This window comes from Yersinia frederiksenii ATCC 33641, assembly GCF_000754805.1.
Taxonomy (GTDB): domain Bacteria; phylum Pseudomonadota; class Gammaproteobacteria; order Enterobacterales; family Enterobacteriaceae; genus Yersinia; species Yersinia frederiksenii.
On the sequence record NZ_KN150731.1, the window covers coordinates 1,942,274 to 1,967,589 of the forward strand.

Below are 25,316 nucleotides of genomic sequence, written 5' to 3' on the forward strand. Positions count from 1 at the left end.
GGGGATATATCCATTATTTACAGCTTAATTTTGTACTTATGACGTCCATAGTTGATAAACTGGCGTATCTTTGCATAATGCGCGTTCGTATACGCAACCAACAGACAGAAAGCACCATGATAAATGACGTCATATCTCCGGAATTTGATGAAAACGGCCGTGCCATGCGCCGTATTCGTAGTTTTGTCCGCCGTCAGGGGCGCCTGACCAAGGGCCAACAGCTGGCGCTCGATAACTACTGGCCGGTGATGGGCGTAGAATATCAGGCAACTCCTGTTGATTTCACGGCCTTGTTTGGCCGTGAAGCCCCGGTAGTATTAGAAATTGGGTTTGGCATGGGAACGTCGCTGGTCACTATGGCGGCCAGTAACCCTCAGCAGAATTTTCTTGGGATAGAAGTTCACTCTCCTGGGGTGGGTGCTTGCCTGGGCTCGGCTCACGAAGCAGGGCTAAGTAACCTGCGGGTTATGTGCCATGATGCAGTTGAAGTGCTGGAAAATATGATCCCGGATGCTTCATTGGATATGGTTCAACTGTTTTTCCCTGACCCATGGCACAAAGCACGTCATAATAAACGTCGTATCGTTCAAGCACCTTTTGTCGAATTAGTAAAAAGTAAATTAAAAGTGGGTGGCGTGTTCCATATGGCGACCGACTGGCAGCACTATGCGGAACATATGCTGGAAGTGATGTCCGGTGCGAACGGATACCGCAACCTTTCAGAACAGAATGATTATGTTCCTCGTCCGGATTCGCGTCCGCTGACAAAATTTGAATTACGTGGCCAGCGTCTGGGACATGGCGTTTGGGATCTGATGTTTGAGAGGAAAGAATAATGGCTAAGAATCGTAGTCGTCGTTTACGCAAAAAAATGCATATCGACGAGTTTCAAGAGTTAGGTTTTTCTGTACAGTGGACCTTCCCTGAAGGGACCAGTGTTGACGTGATTGATAAAACTGTCGATGATTTTATCGATGAAGTCATTGAAGCTAACGGCCTGGCATTTGATGGTAGTGGCTATATGCAGTGGGAAGGTTTGATTTGCCTGCAAGAGATCGGTCACTGCACCGAAGAGCACCGTGCGTTGGTGACTAAATGGCTGGAAGCTCGCAAATTGAAGAATGTAGAAACCACTGAGCTGTTTGATATCTGGTGGGATTGATCTTCCGTTTTAACGGCAGATAATCAATAAGGGCGCCTAAGCAGGCGCCTTTGTTTTTATCGGGTGCAGTTAGCGATAGCGATTACTGGTGATTTTTGGGGAGTATCGTTGTGACAACAGGCTTAGGTTTGGCAACGGGTTTAGATAACGCTTTGCTAGCAGATATCTTGCAGCAGGTGCGTCCGCTGATTGGTCAGGGGAAAGTTGCTGATTATATTCCGGCCTTGGCTGAAGTCTCAGCAGATAAACTGGGTATTGCGGTTTGTATGCTGGATGGCACGATATTTCAGGCTGGAGATGCCGAAGAGCGCTTCTCTATCCAATCAATTTCGAAGGTATTAAGTCTAACCTTGGCTTTATCCCGTTATCCTGAACAGGATGTATGGCAACGGGTGGGCAAAGAGCCCTCCGGTCAGCCCTTTAACTCATTGGTTCAGCTAGAGTTAGAAAAGGGTAAACCCCGTAATCCATTTATCAATCCAGGGGCGCTAGTGGTATGCGATATGTTGCAAAGCCGCTTGAGTGCCCCGAAACAGCGGATGCTGGAAGTCGTGCGCCAACTGGTGAATGACGATAGCATCAGCTACGATCCTCGCGTGGCTCGCTCGGAATTTGAACATTCAGACCGTAACGCTGCTATTGCCTATCTGATGAAGTCTTTTGGTAATTTCAATAATGACGTATTGACGGTACTGCAAACCTATTTCCATTATTGCGCTATGCGCATGAACTGTGTCGAACTGGCTCGCTGTTTTGTCTATCTGGCTAACCAGGGGCGCAGTATTGGTGGTCATGAACCGCTGATTACACCAATACAGGCACGGCAAATCAATGCGCTGATGATTACCAGCGGCATGTACGATGGAGCGGGTGAATTTGCCTTCCGCGTAGGTATGCCGGGTAAATCGGGTGTCGGTGGTGGGATTATTGCTATTGTGCCCGATGAGCTCTGTATTGCGGTTTGGTCACCGGAGTTAGACCACGCAGGGAACTCTTTGGCTGGAACTGCTGCCTTAGAACGACTGGCTCAGCGGATTGGCCGCTCCATCTTTTAGGATAGCTCCCCTTCATATCGAAGATAAATTCTGGCAGGGTGGGGATTAGCACGTTATAAATAGCGATAGAGTCATAGAAATATTAAATGGCACAGCTTGTTAGGAGTTTTATGTTACCTAAAATGAAAGCATTACGAACGGTGGGTCTGGCGGTATTTATGCTGACGGCTTGGCAGGCGCAAGCGGACTACCAGTGCAGTGTAAAGCCGCAGGATGATGTGATTATCAGCCCTCAATCGGTGCAAGTAGTCGGAGCCAGTGGCAATTTGCAGATTTCACCCGATGGTGATGTTACTCGCAACGGTCAGGTGTTGACGCTGACCGATGCGCAGCGCCAGCAGGCTTTCCGCTACCAGACAGCTTTGCGTAAAGACCTGCCATGGATAGATCAGGGCGCGCAGCAGCGTCTCGAAAAAGCGCGGGTGTCGTTGGATAAAGTCATCGTTCAGCAACTGGGGAGCAGCAGTAATGTGCGTAACCGGCTGACAACCCTAAATGACCAGCTTAAGCAGCAAATGAGCCGCATTATTGAGAAACGTAGTGATGGCTTAACCTTTCATCATCAGGCCATTGATCAGGTCGAAAAAGATGGTCGTCAGTTGGTACAGCAAAGCATGGGCGGTGTACTGCAAGATAGTCTGAATGAGATGGGTGTTAAGCAGGCAACCAGTGGCAGTGGAGGGAATAATCCATTGCAGGCCATTATGGGTAATTTGGGTGGGTTACAGCAAGCTATCCAAAATGAATGGAATAATCAGGAACAGGACTTCCAGCAGTTTGGGCACGAGGTATGTGGGCGTGTGACTGCGCTGGAACAGCAACGCAAAGATTTACTTAAAGCATTAAATTAGTCTAATGCTGCGGTTATAGCAGGTTCAGGCCTAAGAGGGTGCCTGAACCTGCTATTTTACTGCTTAGATTTATAAAAACAGTTCTAACAGTGAGTTAAGGAATAATTTACCTTTCTCGGTAATCTGCCAGTATTGCTCTGTTTCGATTAAATATTCTTTCGCTAATGCTTCATCCAACTGCGGGCGAATGGTGCTTTCAGCTAACCCGGTAAAATGGGTGAAATCAGCACGTGGCGCAGCTTCCAACAAACGAAAACGGTTCATAAAGAACTCGAAAGGCCGATCGGCGGTTTCTACTTCGTATTGTTTATCCAGATATTTACCCTGCATAAAACCACGAGGGTGCTTAGTCTTTATGGTGCGCAAAATCCGCCCGTCACTAAAGGTGATTTTACCGTGTGCACCGCAACCAATCCCCAGATAATCGCCAAAGCGCCAATAGTTAAGATTGTGCTGACATTGGTAGCCCGGTTTGGCATAGGCCGAGGTTTCATATTGTTGATACCCAGCGGCACTGAGTAACTGATGACCTTGCTGGAAAATGTCCCACAGTGCATCGTCATCCGGCAGTGTCGGTGGGCGTGAACTGAAACCGGTGTTTGGCTCAATAGTCAGTTGATACCAAGACAGATGGGGAGGGTTCAATGCAATAGCCTGACGTAAATCGTCCAGCGCTTCTTCCAATGATTGGTCAGGCAAACCGTGCATCAGATCCAAATTGAAACTGCGCAGGTTGAGTGAAGTTGCCAGTTCCGCCGCACGTTTTGCTTCTTCAGGCCCATGTATCCGCCCCAAACGCGTTAATTTCTCGGCGCTAAAGCTTTGAACACCAATAGAAATACGATTGATACCGGCACGTTGATAGCCGCTAAAGCGATCCGCTTCAACCGCGCCGGGGTTGGCTTCCATGGTGATTTCAGCATCAAGAGCCACAGGTAATCTGGCACGAACACCATCAAGCAATTGCTGCATGGCTTCGGCACTGAGCAAACTTGGTGTACCGCCGCCAATAAAAATGGTGCTTATCTCCCGGCCATCAACCAGAGAAACATCGGCATCAAGATCCGCTAGCAAGTGCTCTACATATTCCTGATGGGGCACATCACCTTTCAGTGCATGAGAATTAAAGTCACAGTAAGGGCATTTTTGCACACACCAAGGAATGTGAATGTAGAGACTGAGCGGAGGTAATTTAAGCATTGCGCAGTGCATCCAACATCAGTTTCAGCGCCTGACCACGATGGGAAACGGCGTGTTTCTCTTCGCGAGTTAACTCTGCGGCGGTTTTACCCAGTTCAGGGACATAGAAAATAGGGTCATAACCAAACCCAGCAGCACCGGCAGGTTGGTGAGCAATCACACCCGGCCATTGACCATGGAACACCAGCGGGGTTGGGTCTTCTGCATGGCGCATGTAGACCAGCACACAGTGGAATTGTGCACCACGTTGCTCATCTGGAATATCTTTTAATGCGACGAGTAGCTTCTCAAGATTCTCTTGGTCACTGGCATCAATGCCAGCATAGCGGGCAGAATAGATTCCCGGCGCGCCACCTAATGCGTCGACGGCCAAACCTGAGTCATCGGCGATAGCGGGTAAGCCAGTAGTTTGTGCCGCATGGCGCGCTTTTAATATGGCGTTCTCGATAAACGTTAAGCCTGTCTCTTCGGCAGACTCAACACCCAGTTCGGTTTGCGCGACGACATCTAAACCAAAATCGGCCAGCAAGTTTGCCAGCTCACGCACTTTGCCGGGGTTACCGGTGGCTAATACTATTTTTTGCATGGAAGGGTCCTGAATTTCATTTGGCTGACCATCAGTCACCCAATGCTAGCGGGAAGTTTCTGTTACTTGAGCAGTGCCGCAACTTCTGGCGGGATCTGTTGCGGGTTAACGATTTTGAGCTGTTTATGCCGCCCCAACTCGCCTTTTTCGATAATCACCTGGCTTTTCGCTACCCTAAACTGTTTAGCGATAAATTTGACCAAATGGGCATTGGCCTGACCATCAACGGGTGGGGCAGTAATGGCGACTTTCAGTTCATCGCCATGTAAACCGACTATCTGATCACGGCTGGCTTTCGGCTGAATATATAGCCTGAGTGCCAGCCCGTCCAGCAAGGGTATTACTGGACTCACAGCACGAACCAAAGCTCACCCAGCAAATCCATACCTAAATAATTGATCAGATACAGAATAAGAATAACCACCATTGCCGAGAAATCGATGCCGCCCATGGCGGGTAAAATACGGCGAATGGGTGCCATTAAAGGTTCAGTTAGCTGATGTAGCAGATAGTCCATTGGGCTGCGGCCCTGGCTGATCCAACTCATTAATGCACGAATAATCATTACCCAGAAAATCAGGTAACCGGCAGCCTTCACCAACGAAATCACACCGAACAGCAAATTGTACAAGCTGACTGACATTGAACCGCTCTGAATCAATACGAGCAGCGGATATTTAATTGTCATCAACAGGAATGCCAACAGTAAGGATGCACTGTCGATTGGCCCCAGTGAGGGGATAATCCGACGTAATGGGCCAACAATTGGCTGTGTTATCTTCACCACAAATTGTGAGAATGGGTTGTAAAAATCGCTGTGAACCCACTGCATCCAGATGCGCAACAGCAGTACCATCACATACAGGTCAATGACCGTTTTGGCCAAAAAAGTCAGCGTTAGCATGAGTTGCTTTCGTCCTTATCCTTAATAATTTTTGGGTATACGTATAAATGGAAATATATTCGCATACTTATAGACCCCTATCTTAACGAGAAAGTGACCGGGGCAGTGTCGGATTTTGTAAATTTTTGCTGCCGCTAGAACAGCTTTTCCATCTCTTTTGCTCGCACAATAGCAGCTTGCATGGCGCTGGCAACGGTTTCTGACAAATGTTGTTCCTTAAACACTCTTATTGCCTCCGCGGTTGTTCCTCCTTTGGAGGTTACCTGCTCACGCAGAGTTGAGAGTGGCAATTGCGGGTTGGCTTCTACCAATGCTGTCGCTCCAGAGGCGGCTTGTTGCACCAACAGACGGGCGGTTTCACTATCAAAACCTAGCCGCTCAGCCTCTTGTTGCATTGCTTCCATAAACAGAAAGAAATAAGCCGGAGCACTGCCTGCAGCGGCAATGACACTATTGATGCCGTTTTCGTCATTCACCCAACAAACTTTACCAACTGAGCTCATCAGTGAAGCGGTAAAGTCACGATCTACCTGCGAAACTTGTGCTGGGGCATAAAGGCCACTCATGCCTTTCCCCACCAGTGACGGGGTATTGGGCATTATGCGTACCAGATTGAGGCTATTACTCCCCAATAGCGCATAGAAACGTTCAACTTGTACTCCGGCAGCAATGGACAGCACCAGTTTACCGCTGAAATCGACATTTTCTTGTAATGGCTGGCATACCGCCGCCATTAGTTGAGGTTTCACCGCCAATACTACCACTTCAGCCTTTTGTGCCTGGGCAATATTATCATCACTGCTGATGACACCAAACTCAGCAGCCAGAGCATCACGGTTTTTACCAGAAGGTGCGCAAACGCTGATCATTGTTGCTGGGTAACCACCGGCAACCAAACCGGCGATAATCGCGCGAGCCATATTGCCCGCGCCAATGAATGTTATGTTGCGATGCTGCATTGAATAATTTCTCCTTTACCCTTCGAACTTGAAGCCACCGCGGCGTTAGCGGCTCTCACTCACCCGAATCACTTACCTGTGTAAGCTCATCGGGATGAGCTCGCTGGCTGCCTTGCTGTGACTCCAATAACTTTGGGTAACCTATTTATGTACTTGAAGCCACAGTGGCGTTAGCGGACCAAAAACGGCTCAAATTACATTGGATGTTTACGCGCGGGAGCCGAAAATAGCGGTACCAATACGCACTAATGTACTGCCGGCAGCAATGGCTGCTGCCATATCATCCGTCATACCCATGGAAAGCGTATCCATCTGAGGGTAGCAGGCTTTTAAAGTCAAGAAAGCCTGATTCATTTGCTCAAATACTGCCAGTTGCCGCTGATAATCTGTTTCTGGCGCAGGAATAGCCATTAGCCCGCGTAAATGCAGGTGAGGTAATTGACTAATACTGGCTGCGAGTGCGGGCAACTCCGCTAAAGCAATACCTGATTTACTTTGCTCATCACAGATATTGACTTGAATCAGTACGTTCAGCGCGGGCATATTGTTTGGGCGTTGAGCACTCAAACGTTGGGCAATTTTGAGTCTGTCGACGGTATGACACCAGGCAAAATTTTCTGCCACTAATCTGCTTTTATTGGACTGTAGTGGGCCAATAAAGTGCCACTCAAGCTTGGTTGCATGGGGGGTATCAGCAAAATAGTGGATTTTATCCACCCCTTCCTGCACATAGTTTTCACCAAAGGCGAATTGCCCGGCAGCGATGGCTTCTTCTATAGCGGTCACAGGTTTGGTTTTACTGACTGCAAGCAATGTCACTTCTTCTGGAGAACGTGCGCAATTGTGTGCAGCGGTTGCGATTTGCGTTCTGACATCCTGTAGATTTTGCTCAATTGTGCTCATATGGACCCAGGAGTTTGATATGGATTTCACCTGTCTGAATGACAAAAATACCGACTCGGCTAACCCTGTATTTAGCGATATTTTCGCTAAAAGCATTGATTTAGAAAACCCTGAACATGTCGATGATAACTTCACTGAACAGGATTTCGAAAATAAGGTGGCAGCTAGTGTAAATCATAATGCATCGGATCTGCATCTTTGTACCGGTTATCACCCGGTATTACGTATTGAGGGAGAATTGAAAACCTTCAACCATTGGCCACGAGTCAGTGCCGCTTGGCTCCATGGGCTAAGTCGACATTTGTTAAGTGAGGTGCAACAAAATCGATTACGGAATATAGGGCAGGTTGATTGTGCGGGTACCACTCTTGCGGGGCAGCGGCTACGGGCGAATGTTTTTCAGCAACAGCAAGGGTTATCGATGGCTTTTCGTATTATTTCAGCTACTTGTCCATTGCTGGATGAGTTGGATGTTCCGCCCATTATTCATCAGCTTATTGAGCAAGAGAATGGGCTAATTTTGGTGACGGGTGCGACAGGCTGCGGTAAATCCACCACCTTAAGTGCGATGATAAATGCTATCAATCAGAAACAAGCGCGCCACATCCTCACATTAGAAGATCCGATCGAGTTTATTCATAGCAGCAGATCTAGTTTGATCCAACAGCGGGAGCTCGGTCGCCATACCGACTCTTTTAGCAGTGCCTTGCGTGGGGCATTGCGACAAGATCCAGACATCATTTTGCTGGGAGAACTAAGGGATCAGGAGACTATTCGACTGGCCCTGACAGCTGCTGAAACTGGGCACCTGGTCTTAGCGACACTACATACTCGCACGGCAACTCAGGCCATAGATCGGCTGGTTGATGTATTTCCAGCAGCCGAGAAAATGGTGATTCAGGCGCAATTGGCTGCCAGCTTGCGTGGGGTAATTGCACAAAAACTGTGTACTAAAGCAGAGGGTGGCCGTATTGCAGTATTTGAAATACTCACACAAACCACTGCGTCCAGTCATTTGATTCGTGAAGGTAAAACCTATCAATTACCTACCGTGATACAAACTGGTGGGCAATGGGGGATGCAAACTTTTGAGCAGGGCATGGCACAGCGGCAACAGCAAGGAGTATTTGCTACTGGACATGGGACAACAGATGGGTAATTGGGGCGGACAATCCGCCGGAAGCTAACTTTCATCCTGCTTGCGCTAGCGGTGCTGAATAGAAAAAGCCGCTAACAGAGTCGCGGCCTCAAGTACAAAAAACAGGTTGCCCAAAATCATTGGAGTCACAGCAAGGCAGCCAGCGAACTCATCTCGATGAGCTTACACAGGTAAGTGAGCGCCGCTAACACCGTTGTGACTTCAAGGTCGAAGGGCAGGGATCTGCTGAGTAATGCAGTGAATATTACCGCCCCCCAACAGGATCTCACGGGCAGGAACACCGACAATCGCATAGTCAGGGAACATCTGCTGTAACAGATCTTGTGCCAGCCCATCAGTACGGCTATCGAGCAGTGGGTAAATAATCTGCTGATTGCTGATCAGAAAGTTGACATAAGACCCAGCCAGCCGCTCACCGGCGGTACGGGGCACAGCATCGCTGGATAACACATCGAAGGTCTCTGCTTCGGTGTTATACAGCGGGCCTGGTGCAGGTAGCTTCCAGATTTTCAGCTGGCGGCCTTTGGCATCGACGGCATTGGATAGCACTTCAAAAGCCGCCATAGAACGTGCGTATTGCGGATCTTGCTGATCATCAGTCCAATGCAATGCCACTTCACCTGGGCGTACAAAGCAGCACATATTATCGATGTGACCATCCGTCTCATCGTTATAAACACCATCTTGTAGCCAGATAAAATGTGTGACGCCAAGGTATTCACGCAGCAACTGTTCAATTTGTGCTTGATTCAAATGTGGGTTGCGGTTGGGATTGAGCAAACATTCAGCAGTGGTGAGTAAGGTACCTTCACCATCGGTATGAATGGAACCTCCTTCCAGCACCAGTGGCGCGCTGTAATGGGCATTATTCAGGAAGTCACTGACGTGAACCGCAACTTTCTCGTCTTGCTGCCAGTCACTGTATAAACCGCCGTTAAGGCCGCCCCAGGCATTAAATTGCCAGTCAACAGCGCGGCGTTCACCTGCCTTGTTGATGACCATGGTTGGGCCGGTATCGCGCATCCAGGCATCATCACTGGCCATTTCCACCAGTGTGACATTGGCCGGTAGAGTGGCTTTTGCCTGTGTCATAAATTCGGCTGGCACGCCCATAAACACCGGCGTAGTGCGGCTGATGGCCTCTGCAACTTTGGCAAATGTCTGCTGTGCAGGGATCCCTTTACCGCGCCAGTTATCCTGGCGATATGGCCACAGCATCCAGACGGCATCCTGCTTGGCCCATTCGGCCGGCATAAAGAAACCATCCTGCAGTGGTGTACCAGACAGTGCCGGTGAACCTTGTAAAACCTTGTCTTGTGCCGACATAAATTATCTCCGGGTCTTGCCGTCAGAAGTAGCTAATGCTTGATACATTTCTGGGCGGCGGTCGCGGAATAAGCCCCATGAAGCACGCTGTGCAGCGATTTCCTGCAAATCAAATTCGTGCACCAAGACAGTTTCATCAGTTTTGTTGGCCTGAGCCAACAGAGCACCGGTTTGATCAGCAATAAAGGAAGATCCATAGAAGGTCATTTCCAGACCATCGATAAATTTGCTCTTCTCGGTACCAATGCGGTTAGAGGCAATCACTGGCACCAGATTTGCCGCAGCGTGGCCTTGCTGAACGCGAGTCCAGTGCGGTTGGCTGTCGATGTCAGGATAGGCTGGTTCAGAGCCAATAGCCGTGGGGTAGAAGATAACCTCCGCACCAAGGAGGGCCAGGCTACGAGCTGTTTCTGGGAACCACTGATCCCAACAGATGCCCACACCTACTTTAGCGTAGCGAGTCTGCCAAACTTTAAAACCGGTATCACCTGGGATAAAGAATTGTTTTTCTTGATAAGCTGGGCCATTAGGAATGTGAGTTTTACGGTAGACATCCATCACTGAACCATCGGCATCAATCATCACCAACGAGTTATAATAAGCATTGTTGGCTTTCTCAAAGAAACTCAGTGGCAGTACCACTTCCAGCTCTGCTGCCAGCTTGGAAAAGTGTTGGATCAACGGGCTATTATCCAGCTCTTGGGCCAGTGCATAATGTTCCGGGCTTTGATCAATACAGAAATAAGGTGCGGCAAACAGCTCCTGAATCAAGATTATCTGTGCGCCTTTGGCATGCGCCTGACGTACCAGTTTCTCGGCATTTTCAATGTTCTTAGGCAGGTCCCAGGAACAGGCCATTTGAGTCGCAGCAACAGTTACTTTTGTCATGAGAAAACCTCAATAAATGTAAAAAACACCCACGTGGGGTGCGCAATATTTTGAGCCGCTGATTGGCATTTACCTACAGAACTTGGTGTTGCGGGTAGGCGGCAAACAAACGACAAATGGGTTGTAAACTGATTTGAACAGCGCTTGCGCTGGTCTTATAAGGCTCATAATCCTGATGCGCTTTTCAGGTAAATGCAGGAAGCTAACAACCCCCACAGCTTCAAGTACGAAAGATATAAACCTAGTATACAATTCCACGGGCTTGGGTGCCATGCTATGCAGGGATTGTCGGTTCAGACCGCAGAAATAGAAAGTGGAAAAGGGCAGGTAATAATATCAATTAACCTCTATCAACCTGCCTGTTCATCAAACCAACTTTCCAGAATGATAACGGCGGAAGCTGCATCGACACTGCCTTTGTCCAAAGCACGATACCCTCCACTGTCGAACAAATTGGCGCGCGCTTCAACAGTGCTGAGACGTTCATCCTGTAAGGCTATCTGTACACCAAACCGGCCATGCAGGCGGTTAGCAAATCGACGAGCGCGCGCAGTTAACGGCTGCTCGGTGCCATCCATATTCAAAGGTAGCCCGACAACGACTAAATCCGGTTGCCACTCTTTCAGCAGTTTTTCGACCTTTTGCCAATCCGGAGTGCCATCTTGAGCTTTAAATGATGTCAGCGCTCTGGCCGTGCCAGTCACTTCCTGACCAATGGCCACACCGATACTTTTAGTCCCAAAATCAAAGGCAACAATCGTGCGATTAGCCATCAGGCGTGTCCTGCTTGCGGAGCAATGTTAAAGATATTGATGCCCAATTTATTGGCTGCGGCTTGCCAACGTTCGGCAATAGGTGTGTGAAACAGAATTTGGGTATCTGCCTCAATGGTTAACCAAGCGTTATCCAGTAATTCTTGTTCTAACTGCCCATGTTGCCAACCAGCATAACCAAGTGCTACCAGCAGATTCTTAGGCTGTTCCGGTGTTCCTAACGTCTCCAACACATCTTTGGAGGTGGTTATCATGGTGTCTGATGAAATAGGAATACTGGAGCCGAAACCTTCCCGTGGCGAGTGCAGGATAAACCCGCGATCCTCTGCCAGTGGGCCACCTGCCAATACCGGTTTATCCAGTCGAATTGCCGGGTCTCGTGGTGATGGGTTAATTTTCAGCTTTTTCAGCACCGTCTCTACGGTGAACTGTTCCATTGGTTTGTTAATCACCAAACCCATCGCACCCTCTTCGTTATGCTCACAGATATAGATAACCGAGCGCATAAATTGAGGGTCCTGCAGTGAAGGCATAGCTATAAGAAAATGATGCTGTAAATTCATTATATTATATAGGGGATTCGCTGAGTTAAGGAATGAACTGATGCCAGTATGCGGATAAATGAGGATAAAGTCACGGGGGGAGCGCTCAGAGAAACGCCACTCCCGCTTTTATTGCTGGGTAAGCTTAGAAGCTGTAACTGATACCGACATTCATGGTCACTGGAGAAGAGATATTCTTGCCTTTGGCGAATTTCACTTCAGAAGTCACTGAAACATTCTTGCTCACCTGGGCATTCATCCCTAGTCCTACATTGGCGCGAGTACCGGACAGATCATTACCAAACTGCTCGTTGTTAATCACCATCTTGTTACCTTTAACCCATTCCTGTTCTACCGACACAGTAGTGTAAGGCTTGATAATAGCACCATTTTTTAGATTGATTTGGTAACCGGTATTCACCCCAATAGTGCCGATAACTGAACGGTTGCTTTTACTTTGTGCCTGCATTCCGTTGGATAACTTATAGTCATCTTTAAAACCATTGAATCCACTGATACCCGCGTAAGGCGTCACGGTTAATGCACCGCGCTCAATATTTTTACCTGCTTTTACAGCCAGACCTAAACCGGCAAATTTTGATGTTCCTTTGGCGTTATCAGTACCTTGCATGGCTACATTGACATCTTGGCTGAACTGGTTACCTTTCAGCACGCCATTAACGAAATAACCGTTACGGTGCTGATAAAGGGCATAAGCGCCTAAGGAATAGCTATCCACTTTGCCAGAGCTTTGATAATCCGTTTTAATTGATGAATTGCTGTGACTAAAAAATCCACCAAAAGTTAATGCTCCATTATCCATCTCGGCGGTTTTATCCGCTCCTAATGTCACGCCGTTTAAGGTCTGGTCGAAGTTGGTCGCAGTGCCATTAACCTTAAAGTTATTGTTCAGGTAAGTCAGCCAAATGCCATCTTCATGAGAGAAGGTGGTCAGTCGGTCTAAACGGTTATTCACTGAACTTAGCTCGGCATTAAAAATGACCGGGCTGGTGTTCGCCACCGCCAGAACACCCGCGGTGCTTGGTGCCAGTTTGCTAGTATTAGCCACTAATTTGAAGGTGCCGTTACCGTTATCCACCAGGTTATATTGATAGTTACCTTGGCTGGTGGCGCGATTTAGCTTAAAACTGGCGCTGCTGCCAAGACCTGTTTGGACTACGTTCAGGTTAGTTGGTGTGGTGCCACTGTCCTGAATTTCAATATCGAAGCTGCCGTCAGCTTTACCTGTTACCTTAATAGGTGCGCCGGTGGCATTGTTCAGGGTGTTCAGTTTAAAGTTACCTTTGCCGCTCAGTGTGCCCATTTGCAGTTGGGTATTGTTGGCCGTCTGGGTTAAATCGACAGTCCCGCCATCCAGTACGACTGACTTAAAACTATGTTGCGTCCCTTGTGGAACTGCTGCTGCACGGGCGGTACTGCGTTTAGTGCGCAGTCCCGTGGCTTCTTCCTGTTCAGCGGCAAAGAATGTCATCTGCCCGGCTAGAATCAGGTCGGTATTGGCGGTATTCGCCCCGGAAACCATATTGATAATACTGTTTTTGTCAGCGTTCAACACACCAGATACCATCGCAGTGTTCGCGATGTTCAGTGCGGATTCATGCAGTTCTACATTATTTAACGTGCCGAAAGCTTTAACCATGCCACGGGTTGCTTTTAAGTTACTGGCCTGAGCACCGTTCAGTAAATCAAAGGAGCCGCCGTGCATAGTTAGCGAGTTAATAACACCGCCATCAGCAGCAATGATTTTACCGGCGCTAAGCATGTTGCTGGCAGTACCACCATTCACCACTACGGCCTCACCGTTTTGGCCAATATTGGCATTAACGGAGAGAGCATCATTGCCATTGACGATAAGAGTACCGCCTGCAAGAACATTTGTTCCCGTGTCGATACCGGCTTCGTTATATAGCATGCCTGATACCTGAGTGTTGCTCATTTTAGCATTTTTACTATTAAGCATCGCCATCGCACGGGTATTAAGCGTCATATCCGTGGTCTTGGCCTGGTCAGTGATCAGCACCCCTGGATTCAGAGTGTAAGGGTCGATGGTGTAATCACCACTATACAGGGTGACTTCATTACCATTAATCACAGCATTTTCAGAGATGGCGGTTCCGGCCAGAATATATGTGCCGTCAGCCATGACGATAGTGCCGATATCAGTACCAGAGTCATTCGTCAGGGTGCCATTTTCAACCAGGGTATTTTCCGCCAGAGAATCAGCTTCCAGTTCCACTTTACCGTCGTCAGTGATAACACTGCCTTTGGCTGCACCACCGGCTAGCACCTTTTGGGTGCCGCCGTTAATTTGAGCACCCAGCGTGCTAGCATCTTTAGCGACGGTTAAAGCTTCATTCTTCGCGGCGGATAAATCGATTTCATCTTGCTCTGTAGCAACCATGCTGCCGATTGCTTTCTCCAGATCGCGTTGCACCTTTAATGCGGCGTTTCTTGCTGCTTGAGCATCAACGAATGTTTGCGCATAATTATTTTTTTCGCTCTCTGCTACTTTGAATGCGCTTTCCGCTTTGCTGCGCTCAGCTACACTATCAACCACTTTGTTACTTGTGGCTTTATAATCGGCATTGATTGTCTCTCTGTGCTGTAATTTATTGCTCTTCTCTTCTTCAAGTGTAATGAGTTGTTTGCTTGACTCTTCCAGCAAGGCTTGGGCTTCTTTTTGAGCCAACTGCGCTAATGCGATCTCTTTTTGGGCTTGTTCAATGGTTGAGCTGTGCTTGATAATTGCATTGCTATGTAACTTTTTATCCGCTGCGGCAGCATCAATCTCTTCCTGTGCCTTTCCCATCAGCCGGTTTGTCTTTGTTATCGTTGCTTTTGCTTTACTGGATGTATCAACTGCTTGCATCATTTGTGTTCGATATGACTCTTTTTCAGCGCTATCAGTTGTGGCTTTTAATTTTGCCAGATAATCCGCTTGATCAATTTCTGCTTGCTGGCGAGTATTTTCCGCATGTTGTAAAGCTAACTGTAGCTGTGCCATCTCGGCAGTTTTTGTACTTAGGGTCTCTTCAACTTTTTGTAATTTGCCGTCTGTTGCTGCTTTCGCCTTCGTACTCGCATCCAAAGGCATTCCCGCGATATGGAGTTGGCTATCCGCGCTGTTTTTAGCCCGTTGAGCTGAAGTTATCGCTTGCTCTGTGGCTGATTTTTTTTCGTTTAAGGCCGAAATGCGACTATTAATGTCGGTTAATGATGCCAAGTGATGAGCTAATTGGGCATTTGCCTCATTTTCTAACTGACTGGCTTTGTCTAGTTGTTGTTGCTTCTCCTTTATCTCCACATCCAGGCCATCAGCCTTTGCCTTTATACCTGCAAATTTCTTGATTGCTGATTGAGCTTGTTTCTTCGCTGTTTCCACTTCTTTGGTGATATTAACCATGGATTCTGCAAGGTCCTGTTCTGCTATGGTTACGATATTAACATTACCGTTATTAGCTATAGGTATATCTGCAGTGGCAAAAGCATTACCGGAAACTAAATAAGAGACAATAAGTGATAATGGTAATGCACGGGTACGCAATACAGTTTGCTTTTTCATGGTTTCGTTTAATCCTGATTTAAAAGTATCGAATATAATAGGGAGGATTGCTTAACAATCGATGCAGCAAAGATATCGGTTAAAAACACCCCTCTCAACACGTCGATAACGTGCTACAAATTATGGTTTTTGTATTTAATATTTTTTTAATATTTTTTTTAAGGATTAATTCTGTTTAATAACGTCATGATTATTCGTGATGTATTTTCTTAATTTGTTGTTTTTATGTGTTTATTTTTCTTGTTTGTCTGCGGGTGAGTGTGTTGTTGGCTTTGAAGGAGAAAAGTGTCCTTTTCATTTTAGTTTTACCGCTATATAAAATTAAAAGAACATTAAAAATGATATTTAAAATATAATCTTTGAGGTTTTATCGTTGGCTCGGTCATTTTTCTTAATGAAACCGAGAATATTTCCTAGAAATAATAATGGTCAATTTGTCTTTTTTTATATTGAATATTTCAATGAAAATATAAGTAGGGTGTTTTTTCTTAATTGAATCTAGAATATTTCCTAGAAAGAAAATTCAGCTTTATGCCGATATTTCGATGCTTGCTATGCTTCAAATTACAGAGGAAGGGGGAAGAACCCGAATCACTTACCGAAGTCAGTTCATCGGGATTTTTCTACAACTTCAATTTCTTTGGGGATTGTATTACGCTTTTTCGTTAGCCAAACGAACTTCAATAGCATCCATTAGCATGCCGGTAATAGAAACATCCGGGAAGGCGGCTTCAATCTCGCGTATGCACGTTGGGCTGGTGACGTTAATTTCAGTTAAGCGATCGCCAATAATATCCAACCCAACAAAAATCAGGCCTTTTTGCTTTAGCACGGGAGCGACGGCACGGGCAATTTTCCAGTCACTTTCACTGAGTGGACGAGCTTCACCGCGGCCACCAGCAGCCAGATTACCACGGGTTTCACCTTGAGCCGGGATACGAGCCAGGCAGTAAGGCACTGGCTCACCATCAACCACCAACACGCGTTTATCGCCCTCTTTAATGGCGGGCAGGAAGTTCTGTGCCATGCAGAAGCGGCTACCCAGTTCGGTCAGGGTCTCAATGATAACGGATAGATTAGGGTCATCTTGCTTCACGCGGAATATCGACGTACCACCCATACCATCCAAAGGTTTAAGGATGATGTCGCCATGTTCCTGATGGAATTTGCGGATATGCTCTTTACTGCGGCTCACCAGTGTATCTGGCGTCAGATCTGAGAACCATGCGGTAAATAGCTTCTCGTTACAGTCGCGCAGACTCTGTGGTTTATTCACCACCAGCGTACCTTTATCTTCCGCACGTTCCAGAATATAAGTGGCATAGATGAATTCAGTATCAAACGGGGGATCTTTGCGCATCAAAATGACATCAAGGTCATGCAGTGGCAAATCTTGCTCAGCACCAAAACTGAACCAGCTCTCTTTGTCTTGTTTCACACTCAGTAGGCGGGTTCGGGCGCGACCATCGCCACCACGCAGATAGAGGTCCCCCATCTCCATATAGTGCAGTTCCCAACCACGGCGCTGTGCTTCCAACAGCATAGCGAAGCTGGAGTCTTTCTTGATATTAATGGACGAGATTGGGTCCATTACGATGCCGAGCTTGATCATTCTTTTCTCCTAATGGGAACGAAATTTATCCCAGATCGCCAAATCGCACCTGCAAAGCAGTGATTGCGGTAAGGGCTGTAGTTTCGGTACGCAGAACGCGCGGACCTAGCAGGATATCAGTAAATCCAAGGCGCGAGGTCATGGCAATTTCATCGGCAGAAAGGCCGCCTTCCGGGCCAATCAGCAAACGTACTTTATTGAGTGATGCGGGAAGGGTATTAATACTGTTGCTAGCACGTGGGTGCAGGTTCAGTTTCAGACTGTCATCTTGTTCCGCACACCAGTCAGAAAGCTGCATGGCTTCCCGAATTTCTGGCACAGTATTGCGTCCACATTGCTCACAGGCGGCGATGGCAATCTTCTGCCACTGCTGAATTTTTTTCGCCAGACGTTCGCCATCCAGCTTAACGCCACAGCGCTCAGAGAACAGCGGGGTAATCACGTTGACACCCAGTTCAATAGACTTTTGAACGGTAAACTCCATTTTTTCCCCACGGGAAATCACCTGGCCTAAATGCAGATTCAAGGGAGATTCGCGATCTTCTGGTTGTCCTTCAGCCAGCCGGACTGTCAGGTTTTTTTTATCGACCCGAATGATTTCAGCCGCGAAAACCTGATTACTGCCATCAAATAATTGCAGACTTTGCCCTTCGCCCATACGCAGTACGCGGCCCACGTGATTGGCCGCTTCGTCGCTCAGCGTCAGTTCGGTATTGGCCTGCAAAGGCTGCGGATGATAAATGCGGGGTATGCGCATGAGTTACGTCCCGAAACGAAAATATTGACCAGTATACTAGATTAGCCTTTTTGCTGCTGGCAAGCCTGTTGTACATAAGGGTTATGATTCCCTTGTACTTTTGCCACTCGCTCATCACGTTGGCACTCCCATTGAGTGACAGGAAACTGGCGATTCCATACTTCAAACAGTTTGCTTTGCTGGCTGGAAAGCCGCAATTGATATTGATCGCGCATATAGAAATAGGTGCGAGCTATCGCTCCACGCGCACGAGCTGGTGGTTCTGCCAGTTTGTTTTTGAAGTCGACCTTCATCTCACACTGACCATATTGGCCGTTGCCACCATTCCATTGGGAATACATGAAGTTATTACGGTCACCATTAACTTCACCAATAGCCGGTTGCAGATTATGCAAATCAGTTTCTATCTGGCGATAGACGGGATCTTTAGTGCAATTCTTGCGGCCACCTTGCTGCCAGCATTGACGTTGGTGACCAAATTGCCAGGCCGGAACCACATGCTCCCATTCAATACGTGCTGCGCGCAGGGCATTTTTTCTCGCTTGATAACCGCAACTTTCCAGGTTCGGAATTCCTTTTTTACCTTGCCAGTCAATCTTGCAACCACAATAAAAGCTACCGGGCGCATCTTGGTTAATTTTTACAGCGACTGCTTTGGCTTGGGAAAAGTTATTAATACTTTGGCTGTAGCCAGGTAACGCCAGCAGTAGGGGGGATAAAACCAGCAAGAACAGAAGATTGCGTAACATATCTCAAAACAGCCTAGTGATGAAAAGCAGGCAGGTTATAGATAATGATTATGGATATCAAGTTAACGTGCTGTTTTATAACAAGTAACGATAATTACTAACAGTTTTATAAAGCAATAAATTGCAGCTTTTCGCCACATTGTCGGCAGCGATATTCGCTCTCGCCGCGCTGCACTTTATTGTGGCGACGAATGGTTAAAGCGTGCTGCTGGCATTTACATTGATAATTGAAAGTCTTACTGCGTACTGAAGTCACTTCAAATTGATGCGTACGGCTCGCCGGAACTTGCAGCACGTGCTCCATCATCCAACGCCACTCTCTACCATGGGGGGCAACACGACCAAACTGGCGATAAACTAGCAAATGTGCCAGTTCATGGGGCACCACTTCATCAATAAAAGGCTGCTGATTCTCTAGTAATAACACGGGATTGAGGCGAATCTCGAAGGATTGCAGATAGGCACTGCCCGCGCTGGTACCACGTTGATGATAGTTGATTTTCGGCTCCGGATAGTCGGTACCAAGATGCTGATTCGCCAGCTGCAATTTATGGCGCAGACAGCGCATAACCGCTTGCTGTAACGCGATGGGGATTCTTAATGAACTCATATTGCGGAAGAATAAAACGGCAGATACCCAGATGCAAGCCGGTAGACCGGACTATTTTTAGTGGATCATTATGTAAAAAGATATAATATAAAAATATATAATGAAATTGAATATCAGAGAACCAAATGAATGACGATAAAAAGTTCAGCATAGATTTAATGAGGCAGGCGGCGGGGCAAGCTTGTGACGTACTGCGGATATTGGCAAATGAAGATCGATTGCTCTTGTTATGCCAATTGAGTCAGGGAGAAAAAGCGGTTGGCGAGTTGGAGGCCGCATTAGGTATTCATCAGCCAACACTCTCGCAGCAGCTTAGTGTGTTACGCAGTGATGGATTGGTGAACACTCGCCGAGAGGGAAAACGAATATTTTATTCAATCGCCGACAGTAAAGTATTGGCTCTGTTAGAAATCCTTTATCGACTTTACTGCCCACAAGAGAAGGAGGGTGCATGACTATCGATTGGGCTAACTTTACCCCTTATAGCGCGTTAGCGGGTGGGGCAATATTGGGTGTTGCTGTGGTCATTTTATGGCTCTGGAATGGCCGTATTGCGGGTATTAGTGGCATCTTGGGAGGATTGTTACCGCCAAAACGCGGAGGGGATAATACTTGGCGTGCGGCTTTCATCATTGGCTTGATTATTTCGCCTCTGATTTATTCACTCTTTGCTGCGCTGCCGGTTATCCAGATTGATGCCGATTTTCCCATGTTGATATTGGCAGGATTACTGGTGGGCATTGGAACGCGCTATGGCGCCGGCTGCACCAGTGGCCATGGTGTCTGTGGGCTGGCGCGCTTTTCACCGCGCTCACTGGTCGCGACGCTCAGTTTTATGTTCACCGGTTTTGTCACTGTATGGCTGGTTCGCCATCTATTTGCTTAGCCAATAGACTAACTTAGGAAGGGAATATGAATTTACTTTTCTCATTGATGGCTGGGCTGATTTTTGGGCTAGGTTTGATTATTGCGGGCATGGCTAATCCAGCTAAGGTGCTTGGCTTTCTCGATATTCGTGGGGCGTGGGACCCATCGTTGGCATTGGTGATGGTTGCGGCAGTGGTAGTGGCCACCATAGGCTTTACTTGGGCCAAAAAGCGTAAAACCAGTTTACTTGGACAACCTATTCAATTACCGACTGCGGCAAACATTGATAAGCGATTAATTGGTGGTAGCTTATTATTCGGTATCGGCTGGGGGCTGGCGGGGATATGCCCTGGACCTGCCTTGGTATTACTGGGGGCCGGGATGTATAAGGGTGTCGTTTTTGTTGCCGCTATGCTGGCAGGAATGGTCATATTCAGTGCCATTGAGCGTCAACGTCGCCATAAATAGGTTCAGTTGCAGTGAATATTAGCGATAAAAAAACCCCGCAGTGCGGGGTTTATGCTATTTGAATTTCGTGGCTAAAACTTATTTTAGGCCAGCCGCATCACGCAACAATGCGGCTTTGTCGGTTTTTTCCCAAGGGAAATTTTCACGACCAAAGTGACCATAAGCTGCGGTTTCGCGATAGATCGGATGCAGCAGATCCAGCATTTTGATCAAGCCATATGGGCGCAAATCAAAGAACTCACGCACCAAGGCAGTCAGTTGATCTGCAGGGATCTTCTCGGTGCCGAATGCTTCTACCATGATGGAGGTCGGTTCTGCCACGCCAATGGCGTAAGAGACCTGAATCTCACAACGATCAGCCAAACCAGCAGCCACAATATTCTTAGCAACATAACGGGCTGCATAAGCCGCTGAACGGTCAACTTTGGATGGATCTTTACCAGAGAATGCGCCGCCACCATGGCGCGCCATGCCGCCGTAGGTATCAACGATAATTTTACGACCAGTCAGACCACAGTCACCCATTGGACCACCGATAACAAAACGGCCAGTCGGGTTGATAAAGTATTTAGTGGCAGACGTAATCCACTCGGCAGGCAGAACCGGCTTGATGATTTCTTCCATCACCGCTTCATGTAAATCTTTCTGATTGATATCTTCTGAATGCTGAGTTGACAGTACTACTGCATCAATACCCACAATTTTGCCATCGTCATACTGGAACGTGACCTGGCTTTTTGCATCCGGGCGCAGCCATGGCAAGGTACCATTTTTACGCACAGCAGCCTGACGCTCAACCAAACGGTGAGCATAAGTAATCGGCGCTGGCATCAATACGCTGGTTTCGTTGGTCGCATAGCCGAACATCAAACCTTGGTCGCCCGCACCTTGCTCCAGTGGATCTGCGCGGTCAACACCTTGGTTGATATCAGGAGATTGTTTGCCAATCGCACTTAAGACGGCACAAGAATTAGCGTCAAAACCCATCTCAGAATTAACATAACCGATTTCGCGCACAGTACGACGGGTGATCTCTTCGATATCAACCCATGCGTTAGTGGTTACCTCACCGCCAACCAATACCATACCCGTTTTGACATAGGTCTCGCAGGCAACACGTGCTTTAGGGTCTTGTTCAAGAATTGCGTCAAGTACCGCATCTGAAATCTGGTCAGCAATTTTATCAGGATGCCCTTCAGAAACCGACTCTGACGTAAATAGGTGTTTAGCCATTATTTTCTTTACCTTGAATACAAGTGAAAAGTCACTGCATAGCATTAAGGACAGGCAACAGAAACCCAAATTTGAACCAGTTTCATGCTGTGTTGTGCCTTACAATGCCCCTTTAGGCAAAGCCTTTAGCAGTCTATCTATCAAGAAGCCTGTTGTGTTTACAGCGCAATAGGCATTCTAGCAATTAAAGTGTATGGATGTATTAACATCTGGACGTCTATTTTAGGTCAGCTCTTGCTATTAATGCCAGCCCTTTTTGCATCAAGATATTTCTCACTTTGATTGTCATTTGATTTATTTACCGCTTGATACAGTTACAGGCCATTTTCATTTTGCATTTTGCCCGCGTTATAGGTATAAACTGCGCGCGCAGCTTGTTTGATACACAATGATGAAGATGGCCGAAGATGACATTAGCTCATTGTTAGATTTTCAGTGTTTTGTACTTGGTGATGAGCTCTCAATATTTAAGGGACGTCATTACAGATGAGCACTAAAATGGCAGCGTCATCGAACTGTTACCAAAATGAGCTATTTTCTATTTATATTAAGTCTCGTCCGTTCATCTTGAACGGCTTGCGTGGAGGTGGTTGGATTAATGATCCGTTGTCTACTGGTTGCTGCACATCAACAGCTGCGTCGTTCTGACGTTCAATCTCCCCTTGCAACCTTCCTTTCTTGTACGCCATCAACCCGATGTTATACCCACATGGGTGCAACTCAGGATTCGCGGGCGGGTTAATCACTGCCTGAAGCACTGGATCTGACTGGCCTGACGACTTTGCGGCTAATCCGATTCACAAAATCTCAATACGTATTTACAGTCAAACGTATTCTTCATTTAAACGTGTTTTACCCTGTTGGGTAATGAATAGCTGAGTGATAAACCGCTCGTGAGTCGCGCTTTTTAGCGTAATATCCTGCCAAGTTGGCATTCACGCGGGTTGTCCTTGCTGGTTGTAGCTGCGATAGTGGCTGACTTTATCGTCAGTATCGCATTAGAGGCGAATTATGTCTGATGATAACTTGATTGACCGTCCGTCAGCTGCGGGCGCACATGTTTCTTTACGCTCCATGCAGGAGGTTGCCATGAATGATCGTAATGCCAGCAAGATGCTGAGCACGTATAACGTCGCCTACTGGGGTGGCAACTATTATGACGTCAATGAACTGGGTCATATCAGTGTCTGCCCGGATCCTGATGTTCGTGAGGCTCGTGTTGATCTGGCACAACTGGTCAAAAGAATGCAGCTTGAGCAGGGGCAACGTTTGCCTGCACTATTCTGTTTTCCACAAATCTTGCAGCATCGCCTGCGCTCAATTAATGGTGCATTTAAACGTGCGCGTGAGTCGTTTGGTTATGAGGGCGATTATTTCTTGGTTTACCCGATTAAAGTAAACCAACATCGCCGGGTTATTGAGTCTCTGGTTAATTCCGGGGAGCCTTTGGGGCTGGAAGCGGGTTCTAAAGCAGAAATGATGGCGGTTCTGGCGCATGCCGGTATGACCCGCTCAGTTATCGTCTGTAATGGTTATAAAGACCGTGAATATATCCGTCTGGCATTGATCGGCGAAAAACTGGGCCATAAGGTTTATCTGGTTATCGAAAAGATGTCAGAAATCAAAATGGTACTGGAAGAAGCCGAGCGCTTGAATGTTGTGCCACGCTTGGGCGTCCGTGCACGTCTGGCCTCACAAGGTTCCGGTAAATGGCAGGCCAGCGGTGGCGAGAAATCTAAATTTGGCTTGTCTGCGACTCAGGTATTGCAGTTGGTTGACATGCTACGTGAAGCCAATAGTTTGGAAAGCTTGCAATTATTGCATTTCCATTTGGGTTCTCAACTTTCTAATATCCGTGATATCTCTACCGGCGTGCGCGAATCTGCCCGTTTCTATGTCGAACTACACAAACTGGGTGTCAATATTCAGTGTTTCGATGTGGGTGGTGGTCTAGGGGTCGATTACGAAGGGACGCGCTCCCAATCAGATTGCTCAGTTAACTATGGCCTAAATGAATATGCCAACAACGTTATCTGGGGGATCGGTGATGCTTGTAATGAACACGGTTTGCCGCATCCAACCGTCATTACCGAGTCTGGCCGCGCCGTCACCGCACACCACACTGTGCTGGTTTCCAATGTTATCGGCGTAGAACGCAATGAGTTCAACGAGCCACAACCACCGGCTGCTGATGCGCCGCGTGCACTGGAAAGCTTGTGGGACACCTGGTTGGAAATGCAAGAGCCAGAAAATCGCCGCTCACTACGCGAATGGCTGCACGATAGCCAGATGGATTTGCACGATGTCCATACTCAGTATGCTCACGGTATGTTGGAACTGACACAACGCGCTTGGGCTGAAGAGCTATACCTGAGTATCTGTAATGAGATCCAAAAGCAGTTGGATCCGAGCAACCGAGCACACCGGCCAATTATTGATGAGCTGCAAGAACGTATGGCTGATAAGCTGTATGTCAATTTCTCGCTGTTCCAGTCAATGCCGGATGCATGGGGTATCGACCAGCTCTTCCCGGTCTTGCCACTCGAAGGGCTAGATAAGCCACCAGAGCGTCGTGCCGTCTTGTTGGACATCACTTGTGATTCTGATGGCACCATCGACCATTATATTGATGGTGATGGGGTAGCAACCACCATGCCAATGCCGCCATATGATGCAGAGAACCCACCGTTGTTGGGCTTCTTTATGGTTGGGGCCTATCAGGAAATTTTGGGCAATATGCACAACCTGTTTGGTGATACCGCCGCTGTTGATGTGTATGTTTTCCCTGATGGCACGGTTGAATTTGAACAAACTGACGAAGGCGATACCGTCGCAGATATGCTGGAATATGTTCAGTTGAATCCAGAGAAATTACTGAAACAGTTCCACGATCAAGTGAAAGAAACCGATCTGGATACTGAGCTACAAGCTCAGTTTATGGAAGAGTTTGAGTCTGGTTTGTATGGCTACACTTATCTCGAAGATGAATAACCACTAGCGTCTGACTCAATTTCGATTAAAGGGCAAACTTCGGTTTGCCCTTTTTGTTTATATCACCGCTGGCGATTAACTGAATATGACGCACACTCATAGTAGTGATTTCGATCTTTGACATGTTTGCATGTGGGG

General features: G+C 47.4%; 26 protein-coding genes. 10 read left to right on the forward strand and 16 right to left on the reverse strand.

The window, feature by feature from the left end; translation table 11 throughout:
• The first annotated feature begins 116 nt into the window (after window positions 1-116).
• The 4 genes from trmB (at window position 117) to DJ58_RS13140 (ending at window position 3,068) form a co-directional block, all read left to right on the forward strand.
• Complete coding sequence (gene trmB / locus DJ58_RS13155) at window positions 117-836, forward strand: tRNA (guanosine(46)-N7)-methyltransferase TrmB (protein WP_004706850.1); 720 nt, start codon at window positions 117-119, stop codon at window positions 834-836.
• The gene (locus tag DJ58_RS13150) at window positions 836-1,162 is read left to right on the forward strand and encodes a YggL family protein (protein WP_032910300.1); all 327 of its coding nucleotides are present in this window, start codon (window positions 836-838) and stop codon (window positions 1,160-1,162) included. The genes trmB and DJ58_RS13150 overlap by 1 nt, the downstream gene beginning before the upstream one ends.
• A 128-nt stretch (window positions 1,163-1,290) precedes the next feature.
• The gene (gene glsB, locus DJ58_RS13145) at window positions 1,291-2,217 is read left to right on the forward strand and encodes a glutaminase B (RefSeq protein ID WP_032910343.1); all 927 of its coding nucleotides are present in this window, start codon (window positions 1,291-1,293) and stop codon (window positions 2,215-2,217) included.
• 110 nt (window positions 2,218-2,327) lie between these two features.
• Entirely contained in the window at window positions 2,328-3,068 is a 741-nt protein-coding gene (locus DJ58_RS13140) for a YggN family protein (RefSeq protein WP_004706848.1), read from the forward strand.
• 69 nt (window positions 3,069-3,137) lie between these two features.
• Here DJ58_RS13140 and hemW read toward each other — a convergent pair whose 3' ends face one another.
• The 6 genes from hemW to DJ58_RS13110 all read right to left on the reverse strand — a co-directional run bounded on the left by hemW (window position 3,138) and on the right by DJ58_RS13110 (window position 7,620).
• A complete protein-coding gene (gene hemW / locus DJ58_RS13135) occupies window positions 3,138-4,268 on the reverse strand; it encodes a radical SAM family heme chaperone HemW (protein WP_032910299.1) in 1,131 nt (376 codons plus the stop codon).
• On the reverse strand, window positions 4,261-4,854 hold the full coding sequence (locus DJ58_RS13130; RefSeq protein WP_032910298.1) for an XTP/dITP diphosphatase: 594 nt from the start codon (window positions 4,852-4,854) through the stop codon (window positions 4,261-4,263). Before DJ58_RS13130 ends, hemW begins: the two co-directional genes overlap by 8 nt.
• Window positions 4,855-4,916: 62 nt before the next feature.
• A complete protein-coding gene (yggU, locus tag DJ58_RS13125; RefSeq protein WP_032910297.1) occupies window positions 4,917-5,207 on the reverse strand; it encodes a DUF167 family protein YggU in 291 nt (96 codons plus the stop codon).
• Window positions 5,204-5,758: a YggT family protein gene (locus tag DJ58_RS13120; protein WP_004706844.1), complete on the reverse strand. Its 555-nt coding sequence runs from the start codon at window positions 5,756-5,758 to the stop codon at window positions 5,204-5,206. The genes yggU and DJ58_RS13120 overlap by 4 nt, the downstream gene beginning before the upstream one ends.
• 134 nt (window positions 5,759-5,892) lie before the next feature.
• Window positions 5,893-6,717, reverse strand: coding sequence for a pyrroline-5-carboxylate reductase (gene proC / locus DJ58_RS13115; RefSeq protein ID WP_004706843.1), 825 nt, complete (start codon window positions 6,715-6,717; stop codon window positions 5,893-5,895).
• A 207-nt stretch (window positions 6,718-6,924) separates the two neighbouring features.
• The gene (locus DJ58_RS13110; RefSeq protein WP_032910295.1) at window positions 6,925-7,620 is read right to left on the reverse strand and encodes a YggS family pyridoxal phosphate-dependent enzyme; all 696 of its coding nucleotides are present in this window, start codon (window positions 7,618-7,620) and stop codon (window positions 6,925-6,927) included.
• A 19-nt stretch (window positions 7,621-7,639) separates the two neighbouring features.
• Between DJ58_RS13110 and DJ58_RS13105 the strand changes: the two genes are divergently transcribed.
• Window positions 7,640-8,779 (forward strand): type IV pilus twitching motility protein PilT, encoded by a 1,140-nt coding sequence (locus tag DJ58_RS13105; protein WP_004706841.1) that lies wholly within the window; start codon window positions 7,640-7,642, stop codon window positions 8,777-8,779.
• A 201-nt stretch (window positions 8,780-8,980) separates the two neighbouring features.
• On the opposite strand, the gene aguA is transcribed toward DJ58_RS13105, so the two are convergent.
• From aguA to DJ58_RS13060, 9 genes are all read right to left on the reverse strand, one after another.
• Window positions 8,981-10,105, reverse strand: coding sequence for an agmatine deiminase (aguA, locus tag DJ58_RS13100; protein ID WP_004706840.1), 1,125 nt, complete (start codon window positions 10,103-10,105; stop codon window positions 8,981-8,983).
• A gap of 3 nt (window positions 10,106-10,108) precedes the next feature.
• The gene (aguB, locus tag DJ58_RS13095) at window positions 10,109-10,993 is read right to left on the reverse strand and encodes an N-carbamoylputrescine amidase (RefSeq protein WP_004706839.1); all 885 of its coding nucleotides are present in this window, start codon (window positions 10,991-10,993) and stop codon (window positions 10,109-10,111) included.
• A gap of 350 nt (window positions 10,994-11,343) precedes the next feature.
• Complete coding sequence (ruvX, locus tag DJ58_RS13090; RefSeq protein ID WP_005157116.1) at window positions 11,344-11,766, reverse strand: Holliday junction resolvase RuvX; 423 nt, start codon at window positions 11,764-11,766, stop codon at window positions 11,344-11,346.
• Window positions 11,766-12,329 (reverse strand): YqgE/AlgH family protein, encoded by a 564-nt coding sequence (locus DJ58_RS13085; RefSeq protein WP_004706838.1) that lies wholly within the window; start codon window positions 12,327-12,329, stop codon window positions 11,766-11,768. Before DJ58_RS13085 ends, ruvX begins: the two co-directional genes overlap by 1 nt.
• Before the next feature lie 124 nt (window positions 12,330-12,453).
• Window positions 12,454-15,891, reverse strand: coding sequence for an autotransporter outer membrane beta-barrel domain-containing protein (locus tag DJ58_RS13080; RefSeq protein ID WP_004706837.1), 3,438 nt, complete (start codon window positions 15,889-15,891; stop codon window positions 12,454-12,456).
• Window positions 15,892-16,543: 652 nt separating this feature from the next.
• Window positions 16,544-17,503: a glutathione synthase gene (gshB, locus tag DJ58_RS13075; protein ID WP_032910294.1), complete on the reverse strand. Its 960-nt coding sequence runs from the start codon at window positions 17,501-17,503 to the stop codon at window positions 16,544-16,546.
• 25 nt (window positions 17,504-17,528) lie between these two features.
• Window positions 17,529-18,260, reverse strand: a complete 732-nt coding sequence (gene rsmE / locus DJ58_RS13070; protein WP_004706834.1) for a 16S rRNA (uracil(1498)-N(3))-methyltransferase — start codon at window positions 18,258-18,260, stop codon at window positions 17,529-17,531.
• A 41-nt stretch (window positions 18,261-18,301) separates the two neighbouring features.
• Window positions 18,302-19,009, reverse strand: coding sequence for a deoxyribonuclease I (endA, locus tag DJ58_RS13065; RefSeq protein ID WP_004706833.1), 708 nt, complete (start codon window positions 19,007-19,009; stop codon window positions 18,302-18,304).
• A gap of 106 nt (window positions 19,010-19,115) precedes the next feature.
• Window positions 19,116-19,619: a SprT family zinc-dependent metalloprotease gene (locus DJ58_RS13060; protein WP_004706832.1), complete on the reverse strand. Its 504-nt coding sequence runs from the start codon at window positions 19,617-19,619 to the stop codon at window positions 19,116-19,118.
• 125 nt (window positions 19,620-19,744) lie between these two features.
• Here DJ58_RS13060 and DJ58_RS13055 point away from each other — a divergent pair, with 125 nt between their 5' ends.
• From DJ58_RS13055 to DJ58_RS13045, 3 genes are read left to right on the forward strand one after another with little or no spacing between them, the layout of a single operon-like run.
• Window positions 19,745-20,074: an ArsR/SmtB family transcription factor gene (locus DJ58_RS13055; protein ID WP_004706831.1), complete on the forward strand. Its 330-nt coding sequence runs from the start codon at window positions 19,745-19,747 to the stop codon at window positions 20,072-20,074.
• Entirely contained in the window at window positions 20,071-20,505 is a 435-nt protein-coding gene (locus DJ58_RS13050; RefSeq protein ID WP_032910292.1) for a YeeE/YedE family protein, read from the forward strand. Before DJ58_RS13055 ends, DJ58_RS13050 begins: the two co-directional genes overlap by 4 nt.
• Before the next feature lie 26 nt (window positions 20,506-20,531).
• Entirely contained in the window at window positions 20,532-20,954 is a 423-nt protein-coding gene (locus DJ58_RS13045) for a DUF6691 family protein (protein ID WP_004706829.1), read from the forward strand.
• Between the two features lie 78 nt (window positions 20,955-21,032).
• Here DJ58_RS13045 and metK read toward each other — a convergent pair whose 3' ends face one another.
• On the reverse strand, window positions 21,033-22,187 hold the full coding sequence (metK, locus tag DJ58_RS13040; protein ID WP_004706828.1) for a methionine adenosyltransferase: 1,155 nt from the start codon (window positions 22,185-22,187) through the stop codon (window positions 21,033-21,035).
• Between the two features lie 598 nt (window positions 22,188-22,785).
• Here metK and DJ58_RS24125 point away from each other — a divergent pair.
• Complete coding sequence (locus DJ58_RS24125; protein ID WP_155409025.1) at window positions 22,786-22,929, forward strand: hypothetical protein; 144 nt, start codon at window positions 22,786-22,788, stop codon at window positions 22,927-22,929.
• Window positions 22,930-23,198: 269 nt separating this feature from the next.
• A complete protein-coding gene (gene speA, locus DJ58_RS13035; RefSeq protein ID WP_004706827.1) occupies window positions 23,199-25,178 on the forward strand; it encodes a biosynthetic arginine decarboxylase in 1,980 nt (659 codons plus the stop codon).
• Window positions 25,179-25,316: the final 138 nt, after the last annotated feature.

What these genes read in the sequence shown, in the direction of transcription:
- DJ58_RS13060 (WP_004706832.1), bottom strand. Translation starts at nt 19,619, where the DNA reads ATGAGTTCATTAAGAATCCCCATCGCGTTACAGCAAGCGGTTATGCGC.
- DJ58_RS13050 (WP_032910292.1), top strand. Translation starts at nt 20,071, where the DNA reads ATGACTATCGATTGGGCTAACTTTACCCCTTATAGCGCGTTAGCGGGT.
- endA (WP_004706833.1), bottom strand. Translation starts at nt 19,009, where the DNA reads ATGTTACGCAATCTTCTGTTCTTGCTGGTTTTATCCCCCCTACTGCTG.
- ruvX (WP_005157116.1), bottom strand. Translation starts at nt 11,766, where the DNA reads ATGGCTAATCGCACGATTGTTGCCTTTGATTTTGGGACTAAAAGTATC.
- DJ58_RS13140 (WP_004706848.1), top strand. Translation starts at nt 2,328, where the DNA reads ATGTTACCTAAAATGAAAGCATTACGAACGGTGGGTCTGGCGGTATTT.
- DJ58_RS24125 (WP_155409025.1), top strand. Translation starts at nt 22,786, where the DNA reads ATGATCCGTTGTCTACTGGTTGCTGCACATCAACAGCTGCGTCGTTCT.
- DJ58_RS13150 (WP_032910300.1), top strand. Translation starts at nt 836, where the DNA reads ATGGCTAAGAATCGTAGTCGTCGTTTACGCAAAAAAATGCATATCGAC.
- DJ58_RS13110 (WP_032910295.1), bottom strand. Translation starts at nt 7,620, where the DNA reads ATGAGCACAATTGAGCAAAATCTACAGGATGTCAGAACGCAAATCGCA.
- DJ58_RS13055 (WP_004706831.1), top strand. Translation starts at nt 19,745, where the DNA reads ATGAATGACGATAAAAAGTTCAGCATAGATTTAATGAGGCAGGCGGCG.
- DJ58_RS13080 (WP_004706837.1), bottom strand. Translation starts at nt 15,891, where the DNA reads ATGAAAAAGCAAACTGTATTGCGTACCCGTGCATTACCATTATCACTT.
- gshB (WP_032910294.1), bottom strand. Translation starts at nt 17,503, where the DNA reads ATGATCAAGCTCGGCATCGTAATGGACCCAATCTCGTCCATTAATATC.
- rsmE (WP_004706834.1), bottom strand. Translation starts at nt 18,260, where the DNA reads ATGCGCATACCCCGCATTTATCATCCGCAGCCTTTGCAGGCCAATACC.
- DJ58_RS13085 (WP_004706838.1), bottom strand. Translation starts at nt 12,329, where the DNA reads ATGAATTTACAGCATCATTTTCTTATAGCTATGCCTTCACTGCAGGAC.
- trmB (WP_004706850.1), top strand. Translation starts at nt 117, where the DNA reads ATGATAAATGACGTCATATCTCCGGAATTTGATGAAAACGGCCGTGCC.
- metK (WP_004706828.1), bottom strand. Translation starts at nt 22,187, where the DNA reads ATGGCTAAACACCTATTTACGTCAGAGTCGGTTTCTGAAGGGCATCCT.
- aguB (WP_004706839.1), bottom strand. Translation starts at nt 10,993, where the DNA reads ATGACAAAAGTAACTGTTGCTGCGACTCAAATGGCCTGTTCCTGGGAC.
- DJ58_RS13120 (WP_004706844.1), bottom strand. Translation starts at nt 5,758, where the DNA reads ATGCTAACGCTGACTTTTTTGGCCAAAACGGTCATTGACCTGTATGTG.
- DJ58_RS13045 (WP_004706829.1), top strand. Translation starts at nt 20,532, where the DNA reads ATGAATTTACTTTTCTCATTGATGGCTGGGCTGATTTTTGGGCTAGGT.
- speA (WP_004706827.1), top strand. Translation starts at nt 23,199, where the DNA reads ATGTCTGATGATAACTTGATTGACCGTCCGTCAGCTGCGGGCGCACAT.
- DJ58_RS13130 (WP_032910298.1), bottom strand. Translation starts at nt 4,854, where the DNA reads ATGCAAAAAATAGTATTAGCCACCGGTAACCCCGGCAAAGTGCGTGAG.
- hemW (WP_032910299.1), bottom strand. Translation starts at nt 4,268, where the DNA reads ATGCTTAAATTACCTCCGCTCAGTCTCTACATTCACATTCCTTGGTGT.
- DJ58_RS13105 (WP_004706841.1), top strand. Translation starts at nt 7,640, where the DNA reads ATGGATTTCACCTGTCTGAATGACAAAAATACCGACTCGGCTAACCCT.
- aguA (WP_004706840.1), bottom strand. Translation starts at nt 10,105, where the DNA reads ATGTCGGCACAAGACAAGGTTTTACAAGGTTCACCGGCACTGTCTGGT.
- proC (WP_004706843.1), bottom strand. Translation starts at nt 6,717, where the DNA reads ATGCAGCATCGCAACATAACATTCATTGGCGCGGGCAATATGGCTCGC.